This is a genomic window from Rhizomicrobium electricum (assembly GCF_011762045.1).
In the GTDB taxonomy this organism is placed as follows: Bacteria; Pseudomonadota; Alphaproteobacteria; order Micropepsales; family Micropepsaceae; genus Rhizomicrobium; species Rhizomicrobium electricum.
The window spans coordinates 271,516-289,335 of the sequence record NZ_JAASQS010000005.1; the positions used below are offsets into that span (position 1 = coordinate 271,516).

Here is a 17,820-nt window from a genome sequence, read left to right on the forward strand (position 1 = left end):
AATTAACCACTCTTAGGCACAGATCCGGTACCATTCGAGGCTGGCACCATCGGGCAAAGCTCTGTGACGCCATGGACTTTCGCAGGAATGCCCGAATTCCTTAGTATTGTGGCAGCCCTTTCGAAGCTTTCCGGAGCGTTTGCATGTTTCGCCTTCCCGGTGTTTTCGCGGTCGCGATTTTCGGCCTGTTGAGCGTTGCGCCGGCATCGGCCGCTCCGGCCGCGCCCCAGACCGTGACTGCCGGCGACGTGTTGCGCGGCCATTTCGTCCAGGCCCGCCAGCTCCAAGGATTTGCCAAGCCGCTGAAGAGCGAAGGCTCGTTCGTGCTGGCGCCCGGCCGCGGCCTGATCTGGCATAACGAAAAGCCGTTCGACAACACCGCCATCATCACAGCCGGCGGCATCCTGCAGCTTGCGAACGGACGCGAAGCGATGCGGCTGTCGGCGTCGAAGCTGCCGGGACTGGCACAACTCTATGGCGTACTCAGCGCCGCGTTGTCGGGCAATACCGGACCGCTGCAACAGACCTTTGTGGTAACCCAAACGACGAACGAGGACGGCTGGCGGGTCGAATTGAAGCCACTCGATTCCGGCAAACAAGCGATGTCGCAGATCAAGCGGCTGGTGCTAACCGGATCGCGCTATGTCGACGGCGTCGAGGTGGAACGTACCAGCGGCGACGTCGACCGCATCACCTTCTCTAGCCACAAGATCACCAAATCCGACCTTACGCCGAACGAGATGGCGCAATTGAAGGCCGCCGCAAAATGATCCGGCGCGTGGGGGCCATTGTCTGGATTCTGGCGATCGTTGCGGCGGTCGCCTATCTCGGCATTCGGCTAGCCTCCGGCGTCACGCTGGAAAGCAACATCCTAGCCCTTCTGCCGCGCCAGGAGCGTGACGCTTCGGTGCAGCGCGCCAGCGACCGGCTGGCCAATTCGTTGTCGCAGCGGTTCGGCTTCCTGGTCGGCAGCCGCTCGCCGGAAAAAGCGATTGCGGCCGCACACATTTTGTCGTCGGCGCTCAAGCAATCGGGTACGGTCACGGCGTTCAGCTCGACCATCGATCAGGACGCCCAGAAGAAGATGGGCGCAGCCTACTTTCCCTACCGCTCCGGACTGTTGTCCGAAGCCGATCGCGCCGATCTCAAGGCGGGCCGTGCCGAGGCGTTGAAAGACCGGGCGATGGCCTCGCTCTACGGCGTCGGCGGCATGGCGGACTCGCGGCTGATGGCGCGCGACCCGTTCTTCCTGCTGCCGAGCTATTTACTGAGCCTGCCCACCTCGCAGACCCGGCTCACGGTCGATGGCGATGTGCTGACAGTGCAGGACGGCGGCATCACGTATGTCCTGGTGAGCGGCGATCTTTCGGGGGCGCCTTACGCCCTCGATTTCCAGAAGACATTCCATAAGGTGGTCGCCGAGGCCGAGACACGCATGAAAGCGGCGGCGCCCGATCTCACGCTCATTCGCACCGGCGCGGTGTTCTATGCCCACGATGCGGCCAACGAAGCGCTCGACGAAACCACGGTGATCGGCATCGCCTCGCTGGTCGGCACGATGGCGCTGATCCTGATCGTGTTCGGCGGCATCCGGCCGATCATGCTCGACGCGCTGGCCATCGGCTCGGGCGTGCTCTGCGCGTTTCTCGGCACGTTGCTGGTTTTCGGGCAGGTCCATGTGCTGTCGCTGCTGTTCGGCGTCAGCCTGATCGGCATCTCGGTCGATTACAGCCTGCAGTACTTTTGCGAGTATTTCGATCCGGGCGCCCCGGATTCCGTCACCCGCCTCAAACGCGTGCTGCCGGGACTGGCCATCGGTCTCGCCACCACCCTGATCGGCTATTGCACGCTGCTGCTGGCGCCCTTCCCCGGCCTCAAGCAGGTCGCGACGTTTTCGGTGATCGGCCTGTCGGTGTCGTGCTTCACCGTGATGCTGTGCTATCCGCTATTCGACCGTCACCGGCCGTATCAGCCCGGCAACCGCTTCGTCCGCTTCGCTGCCAAACATTGGGCGCTGTGGGAAGCCAAGAGCACAATGGCGGTCGGACTGCGGATTATCCTGATCCTCGCGCTGGCAGCGATGGCGGCGGGCGGCATCGCCAAGTTCAAGACCGACGACGACGTGCATCACTTCCAATCGTTGTCGCCGGATCTGAAGCATCAGGAAACCGAATTTGCCCGGCTGAGCGGAACTCCTGCCGGAACCCAGTTCCTGCTGGTGCGTGCGGCGAACGAAGAAGCGCTGCTGCAAAAGGAAGAGCGCCTCGACGCCACGCTCCTGCGGCTGAAGAAAAACGGCGCCATCGCTGATTTCACATCCGTTGCGCAGTACGTACCCTCCGTTGCACGCCAGAGTGAAAATCGCGCCCTCGTCCGCGACCGGCTGTTCGCACCGCATCTGGCCGGTTATCTCTCCGAGATCGGCTACGACGGCACGCCGGATTATCCGACTCCGAAGGGTTTCCTCACACCCGGCACGTTGCCGAACGCCGGCCCGTTCGCGCTGGTCAAATTGCTCGATGTCTCGGGCGCCGGCGAGGCCGCACACGTGCTTCTGCTGGGCGACGTGCGCGACGCCGGTGCGGTTAAGGCGGCGATTTCCGGCACCAGCGATGTCCGCTTCGTCAGTCTCGCTGACGACTGGTCGGCGCTGTTCGCCGAATACCGTCAATACGCCATCGCCTTGCTGGCGCTCTCGGTGGCGCTGATGTTCCCGCTGCTCGCGTTCCGCTATGGGCTGGTGCGGGCCATGCGCGTGCTGGCGCCTTCGCTTCTGGCCGTCGTCGTGGCGCCGCTGATCGCGACCCTGGCGGGCGTTCCCTTCACCTTCTTCAATGCGATGGCGTTGATTTTGGTGCTGTCGGTCGGCGTCGACTACTCGGTGTTCTGCGCCGAAACCGGCGGCGAGCGCAAACCGGTAACAACACTCGCCATTGCGCTGGCCGCGCTCGGCACCATCCTGGCGTTCGGCATGCTGGCCTTGAGCCGCGTGTTTGCGGTGCACGCGTTCGGCATGACCATGCTGATCGGAATCTTCATCGCCTGGCTGTTCGCACCGGCGGCCGGCGACAATGCGAGGCGCAAATGAAAGCCGTTCCCGCGTTGCTCCTGGCTCTGTTTTTGACGGCTTGTGCCGGCGTGCCGAAACCGCCGCCGGGGCTTGGCGACAATCAGGCCATCGTGGCGCCCAAGACGGTCCTCACCATTCCGCCGCCGTCCGCCGCGGGCCGCAGCGTCGAACTCGCCCAATCGATCGTGGCGAAATTCTACGGCCGGTCATACGCGCTCGACATGCAGATCGCGATCGGTGCCGACCGCCTCGATCTCGTTGCCATGGACGGTTTCGGCCGCCGGGCCATGACGGTGGCGTGGAAGGACGGTGCGCCGAGCATCGAGAAAGCCGAATGGCTGCCGCCGGTGTTCCGACCCGCCGACATTCTCGCTTCGTTCGTGATTGCCTATTGGCCCGACGATGTCGTTGCTACAGCGATCAAGGACCCGGCCGTACAGGTGGTGACCAAGGATGGTGTGCGTCGCATTTCCCGCGCCGGCAAGGACCTCATCACCGTCACGTACGGTCCCGGCGAGGGCTGGAACCGCTCTGCCGTGCTGAAGAACGAAGCGTTCGGGTACGAGATCGCGATCCAGTCGGCCGAGAACTAAATCGCCCGGAAGATCAGCGAGGTGTTGAGGCCGCCAAACGCGAAGTTGTTCGATACGAAATGCTCGATATCGAGCTTGCGGCCCTCGCCCATGATGTAATCGAGCTCGGCACAACGCGGATCGACTTCAGTGAGGTTGGCGGTCGGCGCAAACCACTTGTCGCGCATCATTTCGATCGTGAGCCAGGCCTCCAGCGCACCGCAGGCCCCGAGCGTATGGCCGAAATGGCCCTTCAATGAATGAAGCGGAACCTTGCTGCCGTAGACTTCATGCGTGGCCTGGGTTTCCGAAACATCGCCTTTGTCGGTCGCCGTGCCGTGGCCGCTGATAAAACCGATATCCTGCGGCGCCAAGCCGGCGTTCTGGAGCGCCAGCCGCATGACAATGGCCTGGGTCTCCGCGCGCGGTTCGGTGATGTGAGCGCCGTCGCTGTTGGCGCCAAAGCCGACGATCTCGGCCAGCGGCGTAGCCCCGCGCGCCTTGGCGTGCTCGTATTCCTCGAGCACCAGCATGGCCGCACCTTCGCCGATCACGAGTCCGTCGCGGCTCTTGTCGAACGGTCGCGACGCCGTTTTGGGCTCGCCGTTGCGGGTCGAGGTCGCGAACAACGTATCGAATACGACCGCCATGGTCGGGCAAAGCTGCTCGGCGCCGCCCGCCACCATGATATCGGCATGCCCCTCTTTGACGTTCTCATAGGCATAGCCGATGCCCGCCGAGCCCGACGTGCAGGCCGACGATGTCGTGATCACGCGGCCCGTCATGCCGAAAGCGATGGCGATATTGACCGGCGCGGTATGGCTCATCATGCGGATGTAGCTGGTCGCATTCAGGCTGCCGGCCTTGCCGGTTTCCATAAAGCGGGCGAAATCGAGAACCGGTTCGGTGGCGCCGAACGAGGAACCGCACGAAACGCCCGCCCGTCCCGACTGCAACACCGGATCGTTGGTCAGTCCGGCCTGCTCGACGGCCTTTTCGGCGGCGTTGAGCGACAGCACCGCAACGCGCCCCATCGAACGGGTCTTCTTGCGCGGATAGATAGCGGTGTGATCGAACCAATCGATGGCACAGCCGATCCGGGTGTTGAGATCGACCAAGCGATCCCACTCGGTCATATAGCGCGTGCCGGTCTCACCCGCTTCCATCCGGCTGCGGATTTCCGACCAGTTCCCACCCAGGGCGGTCGACCCGCCCATTCCCGTAACGACCACGCGGCGCATCAGCAGAGGCCCCCGTTTACCGATATCACCTGGCGCGTAATGTACGACGCATCATCGGACAACAGGAATTCCACCAACCCCGCGATTTCATGCGGCTTTCCGACGCGGCGCATGGGAATGGCGGCAATCACCTGATCCTCCGGCAGATCCTTGGTCATCTGCGTTTCGATGACGCCGGGCGCCACGCAATTCACCGTAATGTTGCGCTTGGCCAATTCCACCGCCAACGCCTTGCAAGCCCCAATAATCGCTGCCTTCGACGCACTGTAGTTGACCTGCCCGCGGTTGCCGACGATGCCCGAAACCGACGACAGCGCCACGACCCGCCCGCCGTCCCGGCGGCGGATCATAGGCATCACCAACGGTTGGACGACATTGTAGAAGCCGTCGACATTGGTGTGGATAACGTCGTCCCAATCTTCGGACGAGAGGGCCGGAAACGCATTATCCCGAGCAATGCCGGCATTCTGCACCACACCCCAGAAGGCGCCGGCGCTCCCGCACAATCCCTCGAGTGCAGCCTTGGCCCCTGCCCGATCGGCGATATCAAAACCGACAATGCTCGCGGTCCCGCCGGCACTACGGATTTCCTCGGCCACAGCCTCGGCCCCTACCCGGTCGCGGCCGTAATGCACCGTCACGGGATAACCTGCAGCGCCGAGGCGCAGCGCTATGGCCTTGCCGATCCCTTTGCTGGCACCGGTCACCAGGACCGGCCGCGTGTCGCGATTACTCATGGAGCCCCATCCCTGAGAAACGCCTGCGGATCGCGCGGCGCAAAAACGTTGAGCATGGCCGACGCCAATTCCCGCCCCTCGGGATCGGCAATGCGGCATTCGAAAGAAAACATTTCGCCACCGTTGAAGACCATTTCTACGGAGACGATCAACCGGCTGCCGACGGCAAACGCGTCGCAGGCCACCGTATAGCGGCGGCATCCGAGCAAGAACCCGATCTTGGGCGGCAGACCCTCGCTCCAGCATTTGAAGCCGTCGATCATCCCGATGGTCTGCGCCATAAGTTCCAGCCCGGCATATGCAGGCATTCCCCGCCCCGGCAGGACGAACGGAATGTCCTCGCGCACCGTCAGTTCCGCGACCGCGTGCTGCGGGTCGATGGATATCGCACGATCGAGCAGCCGCATCGGCGCCCGGTGCATGATGAGGTCCTCGATATCCGGAACGGTCATCGGGCGACCTCCAGGATCAGCGCGATGTTGTTGCCGCCAAAGGCATAGGAACAACTCATGGCCGCACGCCCGTCGGTAGCCTCGCCCTCAGGTTTTACTAGGCGGATCGGCGGCATTTCGGGATCGCGTTCGCCGTCCCAGGCATTGCCCGGCAGCCGTCCGGCCTGAAGGGCCATGATGGTGAACGCCGCCTCGCCTGCACCCGCCGCGCCGAGCATGTGACCGGTAAGCGGCTTGGTTGTGCTGCACGGAAGCATGTCGCCGAACACGCGGTTGACGGCCCGTGCCTCCATCAGATCGTTGAGCTTGGTGCCGGTGCCGTGAAGATTGAGGTAGCCGATGTTCTCCGGCTTCAAACCGGCCCGCACGAGAGCCTCGCGCATCGCGGCTTCGGCGCCGTTGCCCTCGGGATCGGGTGCGCTGATGTGATAGGCATCGGCGCTTTCGCCCCAGCCCGCCAGACGGATCGGCGACGGTTCCGCCGACAGCACGAACAATGCACCGCCTTCGCCCAGATTGATCCCGCGCCGATTGACGCTGAACGGATTGCTGACGCCATCAGCCAACGCTTCGAGCGACGAAAAGCCGTTGAGGGTCAAGTCGCACAAGGCATCGAACCCGCCGGCGATCACGACGTCGGCCATGCCGCTCTGGATCAGGCGCGCCCCGCTCGCCAGCGCCTTGGCGCCTGAGGTGCACGCGGTCGAAATACCGTAGGTCGGCCCCGTTGCTCCCACGCGGTTGGCAATATGCGCGGCGACGTTGCCGAATTCCTGGATTGCGAGGCGAAAACTCGGCGGCCAGGCGCCATCGGCAAGACGGCGCTGGAACGCGGCGCCGTTTTCCAACAGCCCGCAGCTCGACGTTCCCATCACCACGGCCAGGCGCGACTTGTCGGCGACGTTCCACAACGCCGGATCGATTCCGGCGAGGCAGCGATCTGCCATGGCATTGCAGCGGCTGTCCGGATCGTTGGGCTGGGCGGCGATCGTCACGGCGCCGACGGGAGCCGTGCGGCCGTCGGTCAGCGTCCATGTTCCGGATACGCGCGGCGGCGCAGGCGCCAACAGATTGCGGCGAACCGTTTCGGTATCGCTGCCGAGGGCGCAGAGAACCGCGAAATCGTGGATGTAGATCGCTTGAGCCATGGTCTGCATCACAAATAGGGCGCCAACTTCTCCTTGAGGATCGGCGGGGTTTGCCACTGCATTTCGTTGGTCTTCATGTCGACGGCAACCTGAACCGAACTCGCCTTCGACAGCTTCTCGCCGGTTTCGGCGTCACGGGCCAGGAAATCGAGTTTCAGCCGGCACTCCCATTCGCTGATCGAGGTGACGATATCGATCCATTGGCCGAGTTTCATCGGCCGATAATATCGTATGTGCATGTCGACCACCGGCCATAGATATCCGCTTGCTAGCATGGCGTCGTAACCATAGCCGATCTTGGTCAGGAGTGCCGCCCGGCCCAGTTCGAAGAAGCGTGCGTAATTGCCGTGCCAGACCACGCCCATTGGGTCAATGTCGTAGAACTGCGGACAGGTCCGGACGGTTTCGCTGACGATCGCGCTCATGCTTCTTCCTGATCGAGAACGACCGCTCCGTCGCGAATGGCCGTAGTGATGCGTCCCAAAGCGGCATCGAGCGGCGTATCGCCGTTGAGCACCGGAATGATCGCGCCCGCTTCGGCCATGAATGCCTCGAGACGCGTACCCAGCATGGCCGCACTCACCTCGCCCGCACGCTGGCGCAGCCGAACGCCTTGTGTCACCGCCATAAGGCTCGCCGCTGCCACCTGCTCGCAAAGTTCGAGCACGCGTAAAGCATCGCGCGCCGCAATCGTGCCCATCGAAACTTTGTCCTGGTTGTGGCATTCGGTCGAGCGCGAGAACACACTGGCGGGCATGGTCAGCTTGAGCGCTTCCGCCGTCCACGCCGAGACCGCAATCTGCACCGCCTTGAGGCCGTGATTGATAGCGGCACGCGCCCCTTCCGATCCCGAAAGATTCTGCGGCAGGCCATTCGAGTAGCGCTTGTCGACCAGAAGCGCGAGCTGGCGATCGAGAAGATCGGCGACGTTCGCGGTCAGCGTTTTCAGACCGTCCATGGCAAAGCAGATATGGCCGCCGTAGAAATGCCCGCCGTGCAGCGGACGGCCGTCGGCGGGATCAAACAACGGATTATCGTTGGCGCTGTTGATTTCGGTTTCGATCAAGCCGCGGAATGCCGGCAGCATGTCTTCCAACACGCCGATCACATGCGGCGCGCAACGGATCGAATAACGGTCCTGGATGCGGCTCGGCTCGCTGTTGGCGAGATAGGCTTTGAGATCGCCGCGGATGCGCGCCATTGCCTTGGCCTGGCCGGGATGGGGCTTGGCATCGGCCAGACGCTTGTCGAAATGCGCCGGATTACCGAGGATCGCCAAGGTCGCCATCGAGGTGATGCGGCAGGCGAGCCGCGCCAGGTTTTCCGCCCGGCGGAACGCCAGCGCCGCGAGACCGGTCATCACCGCGGTGCCGTTCATGACGGCGAGCGCCTCTTTCGGCCTGAGGGTGATCGGCTTGATGCCCGCCTTTGCGAAAGCTTTCGCCGATATCATCCGCTCGCCTTCAAAGCGCACCCAGCTTTCGCCGGCCAGAGACGCAGCGACATAACTGAGCGGCGTAAGATCGCCACTGGCGCCGACCGAACCTTCGGCCGGAATCTCGGGCAGGATGTCGTGCTGCAGCATCGCCGCCAGAAGCTCGACCAGCGCCACGCTGACGCCCGACCAGCCTTGCATCAGATTGGCGAGCCGAACTGCCAGCACCGCCCGCGTCTCTTCGTCGGTGAGAATGCGACCCATGCCGCAGCGATGATAGCGCGTCAGATGGATCGGCAGTTCCTTGACCAGTTCGGCCGGAATCTCGGTCTCGCAGGAATCGCCGTAACCGGTCGTAATGCCATAAACGGTTGCCCCCGACGCAACCAAACCGTCGACGATTTCCGCCGAATGCGCCACCCGTGCCCGTGCATCGCCACCAGCAATCCTCGCTTCGCTTTTGCGATGCGCCAGATTCCAGATGTCTTCGATCGTAATGCGGGCTCCCCCGAACTCCACAGTACTCATGACGTTGCTTTCTGCAGGCCCCCTGCGCTGCTTGTACGATGCCAGAACGAATAGAAATTGAACCACTGCAGCGGCCGCGCTGCTACCTCGGCTTCCAGCGCCTTGGCGTATTGCTCGGCATAGGCCCGGATGGCCCCCATCCGGTCGCGCCGCGGCAGATCGATACGGTCGGCGAATTTCGTGAAGCGGACTTCGAAAACGCCGCGCTCGCGAGCACAGAACAACAAGTACACCGGCGCCTTGAGGATCGACGCAAGCACGTAAGGTCCTTGCGGAAACGCCGCCAGTTCGCCGAAGAATGGCACCTCCACCACCCGTCCGCCATCCGATACCGGTACGCGATCGCCAACCATCACCACCCACTCGCCGCGTGCGATCGCATCGCTGAGAAGGATGGCGGTGTCGGCGCCGACCTTGGTGACGGGAATGGCGCGTACCGGTGCCTGCGGCGAGAACTGGGCGATGAGCTTGTTGAACATCTCGGCGTTCTCGGTGTGCACCAGAACATTGAGCGGCACCGCATTGCCGAGAACACCGATGGCGCGCACCACGTCGGGGTTACCGACATGCGCGGTGATAATGAACGCGCCCTCTTTCTTCGCCACCAGTTCGTTGAGCGCAGCGACACCGTCCCCGCGCAGCTTCGAATGGGAAATGCCGCCGGTCCAGGCCGCAAACTTGTCGAGCGCCGAACCTCCGAACGCGAGAAAGTGCTGGAAGCTGGTCCACGATGTCGGCTTGCGTTTGAGATGTCCCGCCCGCCACATACGGTCGAGGAAATCGCGCGAAGCTTCGCGCTGCTCGCGACCGGAGAGGAAGAAATAGAGGATCACCGGCACCATGACGGCGAGGCACACGGTACGTCCAAGCAGGCGGTATACCGCTGCGAGCAGATGCAGGCCCCATCCGGCGCCGCGCTCGCGCATCACCGACCAGCGCGTCGGTTCCCCGCCGACAATCCGCGGCGGCTTCGAGAACAGGAGCGACGGCGCCCGCCACAACATCCCGAAAAACAACCGCGTTTGCATTTTCGCAAGGCGGATATTGTCGGCGACCATCTGGAAGTTCGACAGATTGCCTTCAGGATAGATCACCTTGACCGGCACGGGCGCTACCGCAATGCCCGCCCAATGCGCCTTGACCAGAACCTCGACGTCGAAATCCATGCGCAATCCGCGGACCGATTTGCGCACCAGCGCCAATGTTTTTTCCACGGGGTAGATGCGGAAACCGCACATCGCATCGGGCAGACGAAACGACAGCGTATTGATGCGAATCCAGAAGGTCGTGAACTTGCGCCCGAACCGCCGCTTCGCCGGAGCCGAAGCATCGTAGATCGGAGCGCCGGTGACGATGGCATCGGGGTTGCGCTCGGCCATAGCGATCAACGCGCCCAGTGCGTCGAGATCGTGCTGGCCGTCGGCGTCGACCTGAACGGCATGAGAAAATCCACGCTCGGCGGCGCGCGCCATGCCGCACATCACCGCAAATCCCTTGCCGCCGTTGAACACGTGGCGCTGCAATTCGCAGTTTGGATGACGGGCGCAAATGGCGCGCAGAATTTCGGCATTGGCAGCCGCGCTGCCGTCGTCGATCACAATGACGGGCAATCCCGCCGCGTCGAGGCGGGTCAGGATGGCATCGAGCGCCGTCGTGTGATTACAGGTCGGAATGACGGCACAGAGCCGCAGCGCGGTCATGACCAGCCTCCGATCTTGCCTTCGGAGGTGATGATGCCGTCGAATTCGTAACTGAAGCTCAGCCTCTGGCGATCGAGATCGCGCGTCAGCCGCAGGATCACCTGCGAACCCGGACGCATAACGCGGCGGAATTTTACCTGGGTGAGGTTGGCGCCAAACGGCCGGAAGCCCCACAAGCATTCCGCCCAGATCACCGCCATATGGGTTTGCGCGATACCCGGCAGGATCGGCTCGTCGGGAAAATGGCCCTTGAACCAGACCATCTCCGGATTGAGTTCGAGAGATAGTTCAGCGCTGTCACCGTCAACCGAAGCCGCCGACAGGATCCCCAGTTCAATGTCGCCGTGCAGAACGAACTTCGCCCGCAGCACCGCCTGCACGCGCTTGCCCTGACGATCGAGCGGGATCGGCGCAAACAGCCAATGCTTGGGACGCTCGCGCGGCTCCATTCGTCCGACCAGCATTTCGCGCAGCTTGCGCGAAAGACGAAATGCGCCGAACTCCTTCAGTGCGGCCTTGCCGTCGGCATTGAGTTCGATGATGGCCCCGAGGGCCCCCTTGCGCTGCGGCAGATCCACCACGGCCGCAGCATCGATCAGAGGCAAGGCAACCAGCGCCTCCTCCACCCGCGGCAACGACACGCGGTTACCGTCGATCTTGGCGATACGGTCACCCCGCCCTTTCAGACGGAACTGCGCGTCTACCTTTTCCACCAGATCGCCGGTCACCACCGGTGCGTCACCCGCCACCGTCGAAACGACCACCAATCCGCCGTCCGCATCGGCTTCGATGCCGACATCTTCGAACGGCGTCCACAGCGTGTCGGATCGCTCCTGCTGGCGCCAGGCGATGCCGCCGGTCTCGGTCGAGCCCAGCACTTCGATCGGCAACGAGCCAAATTTCTCGCGGGCATGATACGCGGCATCGAGCGGCAGCGGAGCACCCGATGAGAAAATCAGCGACGGCGCACCCGTATCAAAGCCATCCGGGATACGCGTCAGATGTGCCGGGCTCGAGACCAGCGTCGTCTCCGGCGTGAGTTTGCCCGACAGCATCTCCCAGGTTTCCACCGGACGGTCTTCCGAAACCCGCTTCGAAATCACCGGCCAGAAAATGCGGAACAACATGCCGTAAATGTGCTGGTGCGAAACGGTGGCGTAGACATGCCCTGCCCGTGACGACCACAGTCGATGCAGCTTCTGGCCTTCGAGGTCCAACTGGGCGATGCGCTTGGGCACAAGCTTGGGCGCGGAGGTGGTGCCCGACGTGAAGAAATTGAGATCGATGTCGCCGGGAATGATGTCGAACCGGCCGGTTTCGGTCGCAAGCTCCAGCGGCAGTGCACCCGCCACATTCTCGTCGGTAAGGACAACGCCGTCCGCAGCACCGATCTCACGCAGGTATTCGGGCTGAACATGGGCGGGACAGAACACCGTCGCGCGCCGTGTTGCGGCTGCCAACAATCCGCACACGAACAGCGCCGCGCTGACCGTATGCAGATAGACCGGCTTGCCGGCAGGTAGCTTGGCGGCAACATCCATCGCGGTGCGGCGGATGCGGCCGGCGGTGATCGGCCCATTCTTGCTGGAGAACAGCACCACGGCAGGATCGGCCGTGCACACTGCGTCGAACAGAGCGCTCATCGTGCGCCCCTTCGCTTGACGGATAGCCGCACGAGATATTCGCCGGCGAACAACAGACCCGCCGCGGCATAGGCAATGGCGCCGTTATAGATCAGCCATGCGTCCCAGCCGGGCTGCAATACCGTCCATAAGGCAATAGCGCCGTTGAGAGTGAAGAAGGCTACCCAGACCTCGGTGACAGTACGGGTATAACGGACGCCCGCTTCCGGCAAATCGGGCTCCATAGCGCGTGCGAACCGTTCCGCGACCGTCGGCGGCCGCATCAGACTGATCGCGAAGGTCACCAGCAGCACGGCATTCATGAACACCGGATAGAGGCGCACCGACAAGGCGACGTCGAACAGACTTACCGCCGCCATCGCGATGAGCACCGGGATCAGCGCCACGGTGAGCGACAACGGCACCTTCCGCAATACGGGCAGAAGCAGGCGTCCGGCGAGCAACACCATCACCAGCGCAAACGCCGCCATGGCGCCGAAGGTACGGAGCAGCGTGACCGCGATCAGCGGATAGAGAACCGAGAACGTCGTAAAAATGAGGGCCGGAACGTCAACTCGTTTTGACATTGGTCAGATCGTAGATCCGGTCGACGACATCGCGCACCGTGCGCACGGTTTTGAATTCGTCCGGCTTGATCTTCTGGCCCGTAAATTCCTGAACCTTCACGATCAGGTCCACAGCATCGATGCTGTCGAGGTCCAGGTCCTTCTGGAGGTCCGAATCGAGGGTGATGCTGTCGGCAGGGACTTCGAACAGCGTCGAGATGTACCCCCGAACCTTCGCGAAGATCTCGTCGCGCTCCATGTCTTCCTCTCAGCGTTTGCCGGAAATGTAATTAGCCAATGAGCGAACGCTGCGGAAGTACTCCGAGACATGCTCGTCTTCAGGATCGATCTTGACGCCGTATTTCTTCTGGATCTGCACACCGATTTCGAGGGCGTCGATCGAGTCCAGCGCCAGCCCGCTGTCGCCGAACAGCGGCTCCTCCGGATCGATGTCGGACGGCTTGACGTCTTCGAGTTGCAGGGCCGAGACGATAAGCTCTCTCAGCTCGTCCTCAAGCGGGTTCATGGGCGATCACTTCCTCAAATCGCTTTGTTATTTGTGCCGTCAGGTCTCGAGCACAGCGGGCGGGCAAGCGGGAATCGAAGACCTCGGCAGTCTCTATACGCTCGCCCACGCGAACTCTGAAGCAGGCCCTACGAACTGGACTTTCATACCACTTTTCGCCTTTGCGAAGCATAGGCGGATTGCAGCAGACCGTGACAATCCGTATCGGCGCACCAGCGCGAATCGCGATGTTGGCAAAGCCTCTTTCCAGACGCACCTGCTTGCCGGGCTTGGTCCGGGTTCCTTCCGGAAAGATGACGAGGTTGTTTCCCGATTTTAAAGCTGCGACACATTCTCGCAGCGTTCGCTCGGGATCGCCGAGATTGGGAATATAGTTGGTGGCCTTAACAACCCCACGCATGAAGGGGTTCTTCCACACACCCTCCTTCACAACGCACTGGGCCCGCTCCATCAGCGAAATAATCAGCACGATGTCGATCAGCGACGGATGGTTCGCGATAATCAGAGTGCCGGTTTCCTGACGCAGGATGTCGACGCCTTCGAGCTCGAGATCGATCAGGCGCATGTTGACCAGCAGCCAAACGAACAGCCGCCACGTCTCCCGCACCGTCCGCTGCGCAATACCCGCGCGCTCCTGCGGATCGCTGTAGAACAGGCAATAGAACGGGAACAGGGTTACGGAGAGAACGACCCCGCCCACGCCGAACAGCACGAATGCAAAACCGGTCCCGATCTGCCGATACAGGCGCTCAGCCCGCCTGCCGACTACGCCGACATACTCCATGGTCCGCCCCCAACGGCCAATACTCCACCACACACCCGCAGCTGCTCGATCAATGCCTGCGCCCCCGCGCGTCCCGGCATTACCTCAACGGCTGCGCTCCCAGCCTCCTCCAAGATCAGCCGCATCGCCAGTCCTACACCAGCCGGAGCGGGATCGTTTTCAAAATCAGCGTAAACGTCGGCCAACGGCAAGTCCGCATAGGCCACAATGACGTCCGGGCAGCGATCGGCCGCCAGCCGGGCATAGGCTTCTGCCAACCCCGCCCGCAAGGTGTTTTCACCTCCGGCGAGTGCCGTGTGTGCGATTTTCTCTTTGCGGATTTGCCCGACCATACCGGGAGCGGCGTTATGCACCGAGCCCGAGAACGCCATCGGCGACATCGGCTCGCCGACGCCGATGCTGCGCAAAAGCGCCGTCAGCGTTTCGAGATTGCCATAGCGGGAGCAGAAGATCAGCTCGGAGGTCGTCCCGGACTTGAGTACACTCAGCATAACGCGCACGGCCAAGCGCTCGAGCTTGCCCATTCGACGACGGACGCCGGGCGGGATGATGTCCTCACCCCCTGCCTCGCCGAAAACCCGTTCGCCGTCAGGACTTTGCAGGACCGCGGCCCACTGCTGCACGCCTAACGTGTAATTTCGCATCCCATCAGCTACTGACTGATTTTCCTAAACTATCGGTCATGGCGGTCAGTAACGATAGGGCCCTCGGCGTCACGCTGCAAATCTTGCGACCAAATGTAGCATTCCGCGGAGATGCCAAAGCTCCGTTTGCTCAAGGACTTACGCAGGAGACGGCATGCTCGGCGACAGGATCTTGTATGGCGTGGACGTCATTCCAGCGGATGACGTTCGCGCCCGGCAGGCCCATCGGGTTCAATCCCCCTACGCGTCCGCCCTCGCCACTCGGCTGAGCGCCGCCGCAGGCTCTGCAGGGATGGTCTCCAAGTCCCATAGCCGGGCCATGGTTGCAGCCGCTTGCGCCGTCCCACCAGTTACCGCCCTCGGCATCGACATCGAATGGATGGCGCCGGACCGTCCATTTGACGCGATCCTGGCGAACTTCCTGCCATCGTTCGCGACACCCGTCGCGTGCAACGGCTTCTATCGTGCGTGGACATTCCTCGAAGCGCACTTCAAGGCATACCAATGCTGGCCGCGCGAAAAGGAATTGCGCCAGGTACTCGCCGGACCTGCGCGGGACGATTCGTGGCAGACCGTCGAGGGCAACTACTTGCTCCAGCATCAGGTCGGCGGCGACTTCCAACTCACCGTTTTGTGGCGCTCGGACCAACCGTGCGGCATCAAATATGTGCGGTAAATCAGGCTTGATTTGACACCTCCAAGTTGCGGCAGATAAATATCCTTACGTTAATCTATTGGGTCTGGAGGGAACCGTGCCGACCATCAGAAAGATCTTTTGCAGTGTTGCCGCCGTGGGCGCTCTGGCCTTGCTCGCCGTCGTGCCGGCCTCTGCCGCCGATGACATAATTGCGCTCGACCTTCAGCAGGCGCTGAACGCGCCCGACACGCTGGCGCACATCGACGGTTCGGTGAAGTTCTATTTCGGCACCGCCACTCACCCGGCGATCGTCAAACATCTCGGCGAAGCGGTAACCAACAAAAAAGCCAACGGCTTCGGGCGCAACAGCACCCGCGGCTGCGAACGCGCCTTCCTCGACGGACTGATCGCCTTCCAGGAGAAAGCCAAGGCGTTGGGCGCCAATGCGGTTATCGGCATCAACAGCTATTACAAGAAAAACGAAGTGGCGATCGACAAGACCGTTGAGTGCCATTCCGGGCTGCTGATGGACGGCATCGCCATGAAGGGTGAGTTCGTCAAGCTCGCCAAGTGATCGGCTGATTGCCTTACCCCTGGCAACGGGCCGCGTTGCTGCGAGGCGTCGGCCGTGAGACGACTGACGTCCATGGTTGCGTATTGCACACGGTCTGAGTTCGACGTCATCGTGATCGGAGCAGGGATTGGCGGCCTGACGGCGGCGTCCCTGCTGGCGGCGCGTGGGCTCAAGGTTCTGGTGGCCGAAACGCATTACCAATGCGGCGGCAACTGCACCTCCTGGCGGCGCCGGGTTGCCGGTCATCCCGGGTTGTTCACCTTCGATTCCGGCGTTCAGGACATCAGCGGCCTAGGACCAAGCGGCCCGGTAACCAACCTGCTCGGCCAGATCGGAGCGTCGATCGCCTGGGAACGGGTGCATCACCTCTATTGGATCGACGGCATCCGCGTCGCAGCCGGGCAGTCGCAACAGGCATTCGAAGACGCGCTCTGCGCGGCCTTCCCGGCACAAGCGGAAGGCATCCGCCGGTTCATGGCGGAGATGGCCGCAATCTATCGCGATCTATATGCCGACGTCGGCCGCACCGGCGGCATCCCAGTACCGCCGCGCTTGGAGGATTTGCGCGCCTGGAATGCGAGCCATCCCAGCGCTGCGCGGTGGATGCGCGAACGCTTCGCCGACATGCTGCGCACGTTCACCAACGACGACTGCCTGCACACGCTTCTGCAGACCGTTTCGGAGTACATCGCGGCCACACCGGACAATCTCTCGGTCCACGATATGGCGCCGCTTTACGGTTATTATTTCGAAGGCGGCCGATATCCCCGTGGGGGATCGCAGACAATTGCCGACACTCTCGCCCGCAGTGTGGACGATCACGGCGGCCGGATCGCTACGAAGACACGCATCGCCGAGATCATGATCGAAGGCGGCCGCGTCGCCGGCGTTCGCACTGTCGCGGGCGAAGTATTTTCCGCGCCGGTTGTGATCGCCAACGGCGACGTCGTCACCATGCTGACCGGCCTCACCGATCCGCAGCACCTGCCCGCGGGCTATGCCCGGCGCGTGAACGGCCTTCGGCGCGGGCCTTCCGCAGTTCTCGTCAGCCTCGGCCTCGATGCCGTGATGGATTTGCCGCCGCGTATTTTCATCCGTAAGGGCGATCTGGCCTTCGGCGTCGGCAATCCTTCGGTTCTCGATCCGAAACTGGCCCCGCCCGGCTGTTCCGCGGTCACCCTCCTGCTCCTGCTGTCCGAAGCCGAAGCCGCCGCGTGGCCGTCAAAAACCGATCCGTCCTATCGGGCGCACAAAAATGGCGTGGTCAATCGCCTGATCGATGTGGTCGAACAATCGGTATTTCCGGACTTAAGCCGCCACATCATCTACCGCGAGGCGGCCACGCCGGCGACCTTCACAACATTCACCGGTGCCCGGAATGGCAATATCTACGGCGCCGCGCGCGCCGTCTGGCGGCCGCGCATGCAGACGCCTATTCCCGGTCTCTACCTCGCCGGAGCCGGAACCGATACCGGCGCCGGGATCGAGGCCGTCGTGATTTCCGGCACCCGCGTCGCCAACGCGATCTGCGAAGGTGGCCAAGTCTGCGAATAATAGGCAGTCGCTACCACTTAACTAGACTCA

General features: G+C 62.7%; 19 protein-coding genes. 6 read left to right on the plus strand and 13 right to left on the minus strand.

What is annotated here, in order from left to right; all coding sequences use genetic code 11:
* Nucleotides 1-143 precede the first annotated feature (143 nt).
* The 3 genes from FHS84_RS11785 to FHS84_RS11795 are packed head-to-tail and all read left to right on the plus strand — an operon-like array spanning nt 144 to nt 3,663.
* Nucleotides 144-770, plus strand: coding sequence for an outer membrane lipoprotein carrier protein LolA (locus FHS84_RS11785; RefSeq protein ID WP_166934415.1), 627 nt, complete (start codon nt 144-146; stop codon nt 768-770).
* Nucleotides 767-3,088: an MMPL family transporter gene (locus FHS84_RS11790; protein ID WP_166934418.1), complete on the plus strand. Its 2,322-nt coding sequence runs from the start codon at nt 767-769 to the stop codon at nt 3,086-3,088. Before FHS84_RS11785 ends, FHS84_RS11790 begins: the two co-directional genes overlap by 4 nt.
* A complete protein-coding gene (locus FHS84_RS11795) occupies nt 3,085-3,663 on the plus strand; it encodes a DUF3261 domain-containing protein (RefSeq protein WP_166934420.1) in 579 nt (192 codons plus the stop codon). The genes FHS84_RS11790 and FHS84_RS11795 overlap by 4 nt, the downstream gene beginning before the upstream one ends.
* Here the strand turns inward: FHS84_RS11795 and FHS84_RS11800 are convergent.
* The 13 genes from FHS84_RS11800 to FHS84_RS11860 are packed head-to-tail and all read right to left on the minus strand — an operon-like array spanning nt 3,660 to nt 15,025.
* Nucleotides 3,660-4,883, minus strand: coding sequence for a beta-ketoacyl-ACP synthase (locus FHS84_RS11800; protein ID WP_166934422.1), 1,224 nt, complete (start codon nt 4,881-4,883; stop codon nt 3,660-3,662). The genes FHS84_RS11795 and FHS84_RS11800 overlap by 4 nt on opposite strands.
* A complete protein-coding gene (fabG, locus tag FHS84_RS11805; protein ID WP_166934424.1) occupies nt 4,883-5,620 on the minus strand; it encodes a 3-oxoacyl-ACP reductase FabG in 738 nt (245 codons plus the stop codon). Before fabG ends, FHS84_RS11800 begins: the two co-directional genes overlap by 1 nt.
* Nucleotides 5,617-6,072 carry a hotdog family protein gene (locus FHS84_RS11810; RefSeq protein ID WP_166934426.1) on the minus strand — a complete coding sequence of 152 codons (456 nt, stop codon included), beginning with the start codon at nt 6,070-6,072 and terminating at the stop codon, nt 5,617-5,619. Before FHS84_RS11810 ends, fabG begins: the two co-directional genes overlap by 4 nt.
* Nucleotides 6,069-7,220: a beta-ketoacyl-ACP synthase gene (locus FHS84_RS11815; protein ID WP_166934429.1), complete on the minus strand. Its 1,152-nt coding sequence runs from the start codon at nt 7,218-7,220 to the stop codon at nt 6,069-6,071. Before FHS84_RS11815 ends, FHS84_RS11810 begins: the two co-directional genes overlap by 4 nt.
* Nucleotides 7,221-7,228: 8 nt before the next feature.
* Entirely contained in the window at nt 7,229-7,645 is a 417-nt protein-coding gene (locus FHS84_RS11820; RefSeq protein ID WP_166934431.1) for an acyl-CoA thioesterase, read from the minus strand.
* Nucleotides 7,642-9,183 carry an HAL/PAL/TAL family ammonia-lyase gene (locus FHS84_RS11825; RefSeq protein WP_166934433.1) on the minus strand — a complete coding sequence of 514 codons (1,542 nt, stop codon included), beginning with the start codon at nt 9,181-9,183 and terminating at the stop codon, nt 7,642-7,644. Before FHS84_RS11825 ends, FHS84_RS11820 begins: the two co-directional genes overlap by 4 nt.
* Complete coding sequence (locus FHS84_RS11830) at nt 9,180-10,883, minus strand: glycosyltransferase family 2 protein (RefSeq protein WP_166934434.1); 1,704 nt, start codon at nt 10,881-10,883, stop codon at nt 9,180-9,182. The genes FHS84_RS11825 and FHS84_RS11830 overlap by 4 nt, the downstream gene beginning before the upstream one ends.
* Nucleotides 10,880-12,526: an ApeI family dehydratase gene (locus tag FHS84_RS11835; RefSeq protein WP_166934436.1), complete on the minus strand. Its 1,647-nt coding sequence runs from the start codon at nt 12,524-12,526 to the stop codon at nt 10,880-10,882. Before FHS84_RS11835 ends, FHS84_RS11830 begins: the two co-directional genes overlap by 4 nt.
* Nucleotides 12,523-13,092 carry a COG4648 family protein gene (locus FHS84_RS11840; protein WP_166934438.1) on the minus strand — a complete coding sequence of 190 codons (570 nt, stop codon included), beginning with the start codon at nt 13,090-13,092 and terminating at the stop codon, nt 12,523-12,525. The genes FHS84_RS11835 and FHS84_RS11840 overlap by 4 nt, the downstream gene beginning before the upstream one ends.
* On the minus strand, nt 13,076-13,330 hold the full coding sequence (locus tag FHS84_RS11845; protein ID WP_166934440.1) for an acyl carrier protein: 255 nt from the start codon (nt 13,328-13,330) through the stop codon (nt 13,076-13,078). The genes FHS84_RS11840 and FHS84_RS11845 overlap by 17 nt, the downstream gene beginning before the upstream one ends.
* Nucleotides 13,331-13,339: 9 nt before the next feature.
* On the minus strand, nt 13,340-13,597 hold the full coding sequence (locus FHS84_RS11850) for a phosphopantetheine-binding protein (protein ID WP_166934443.1): 258 nt from the start codon (nt 13,595-13,597) through the stop codon (nt 13,340-13,342).
* A complete protein-coding gene (locus tag FHS84_RS11855; RefSeq protein WP_166934445.1) occupies nt 13,584-14,381 on the minus strand; it encodes a lysophospholipid acyltransferase family protein in 798 nt (265 codons plus the stop codon). Before FHS84_RS11855 ends, FHS84_RS11850 begins: the two co-directional genes overlap by 14 nt.
* Entirely contained in the window at nt 14,363-15,025 is a 663-nt protein-coding gene (locus FHS84_RS11860) for a beta-ketoacyl synthase chain length factor (RefSeq protein WP_166934447.1), read from the minus strand. The genes FHS84_RS11855 and FHS84_RS11860 overlap by 19 nt, the downstream gene beginning before the upstream one ends.
* A gap of 154 nt (nt 15,026-15,179) precedes the next feature.
* Here FHS84_RS11860 and FHS84_RS11865 point away from each other — a divergent pair, with 154 nt between their 5' ends.
* The 3 genes from FHS84_RS11865 (at nt 15,180) to FHS84_RS11875 (ending at nt 17,790) form a co-directional block, all read left to right on the plus strand.
* Nucleotides 15,180-15,701 (plus strand): 4'-phosphopantetheinyl transferase family protein, encoded by a 522-nt coding sequence (locus FHS84_RS11865; protein ID WP_166934449.1) that lies wholly within the window; start codon nt 15,180-15,182, stop codon nt 15,699-15,701.
* 76 nt (nt 15,702-15,777) lie between these two features.
* Nucleotides 15,778-16,236, plus strand: a complete 459-nt coding sequence (locus FHS84_RS11870) for an excinuclease ATPase subunit (protein ID WP_166934451.1) — start codon at nt 15,778-15,780, stop codon at nt 16,234-16,236.
* A 54-nt stretch (nt 16,237-16,290) separates the two neighbouring features.
* Entirely contained in the window at nt 16,291-17,790 is a 1,500-nt protein-coding gene (locus FHS84_RS11875; protein ID WP_166934452.1) for an FAD-dependent oxidoreductase, read from the plus strand.
* Nucleotides 17,791-17,820 lie beyond the last annotated feature (30 nt).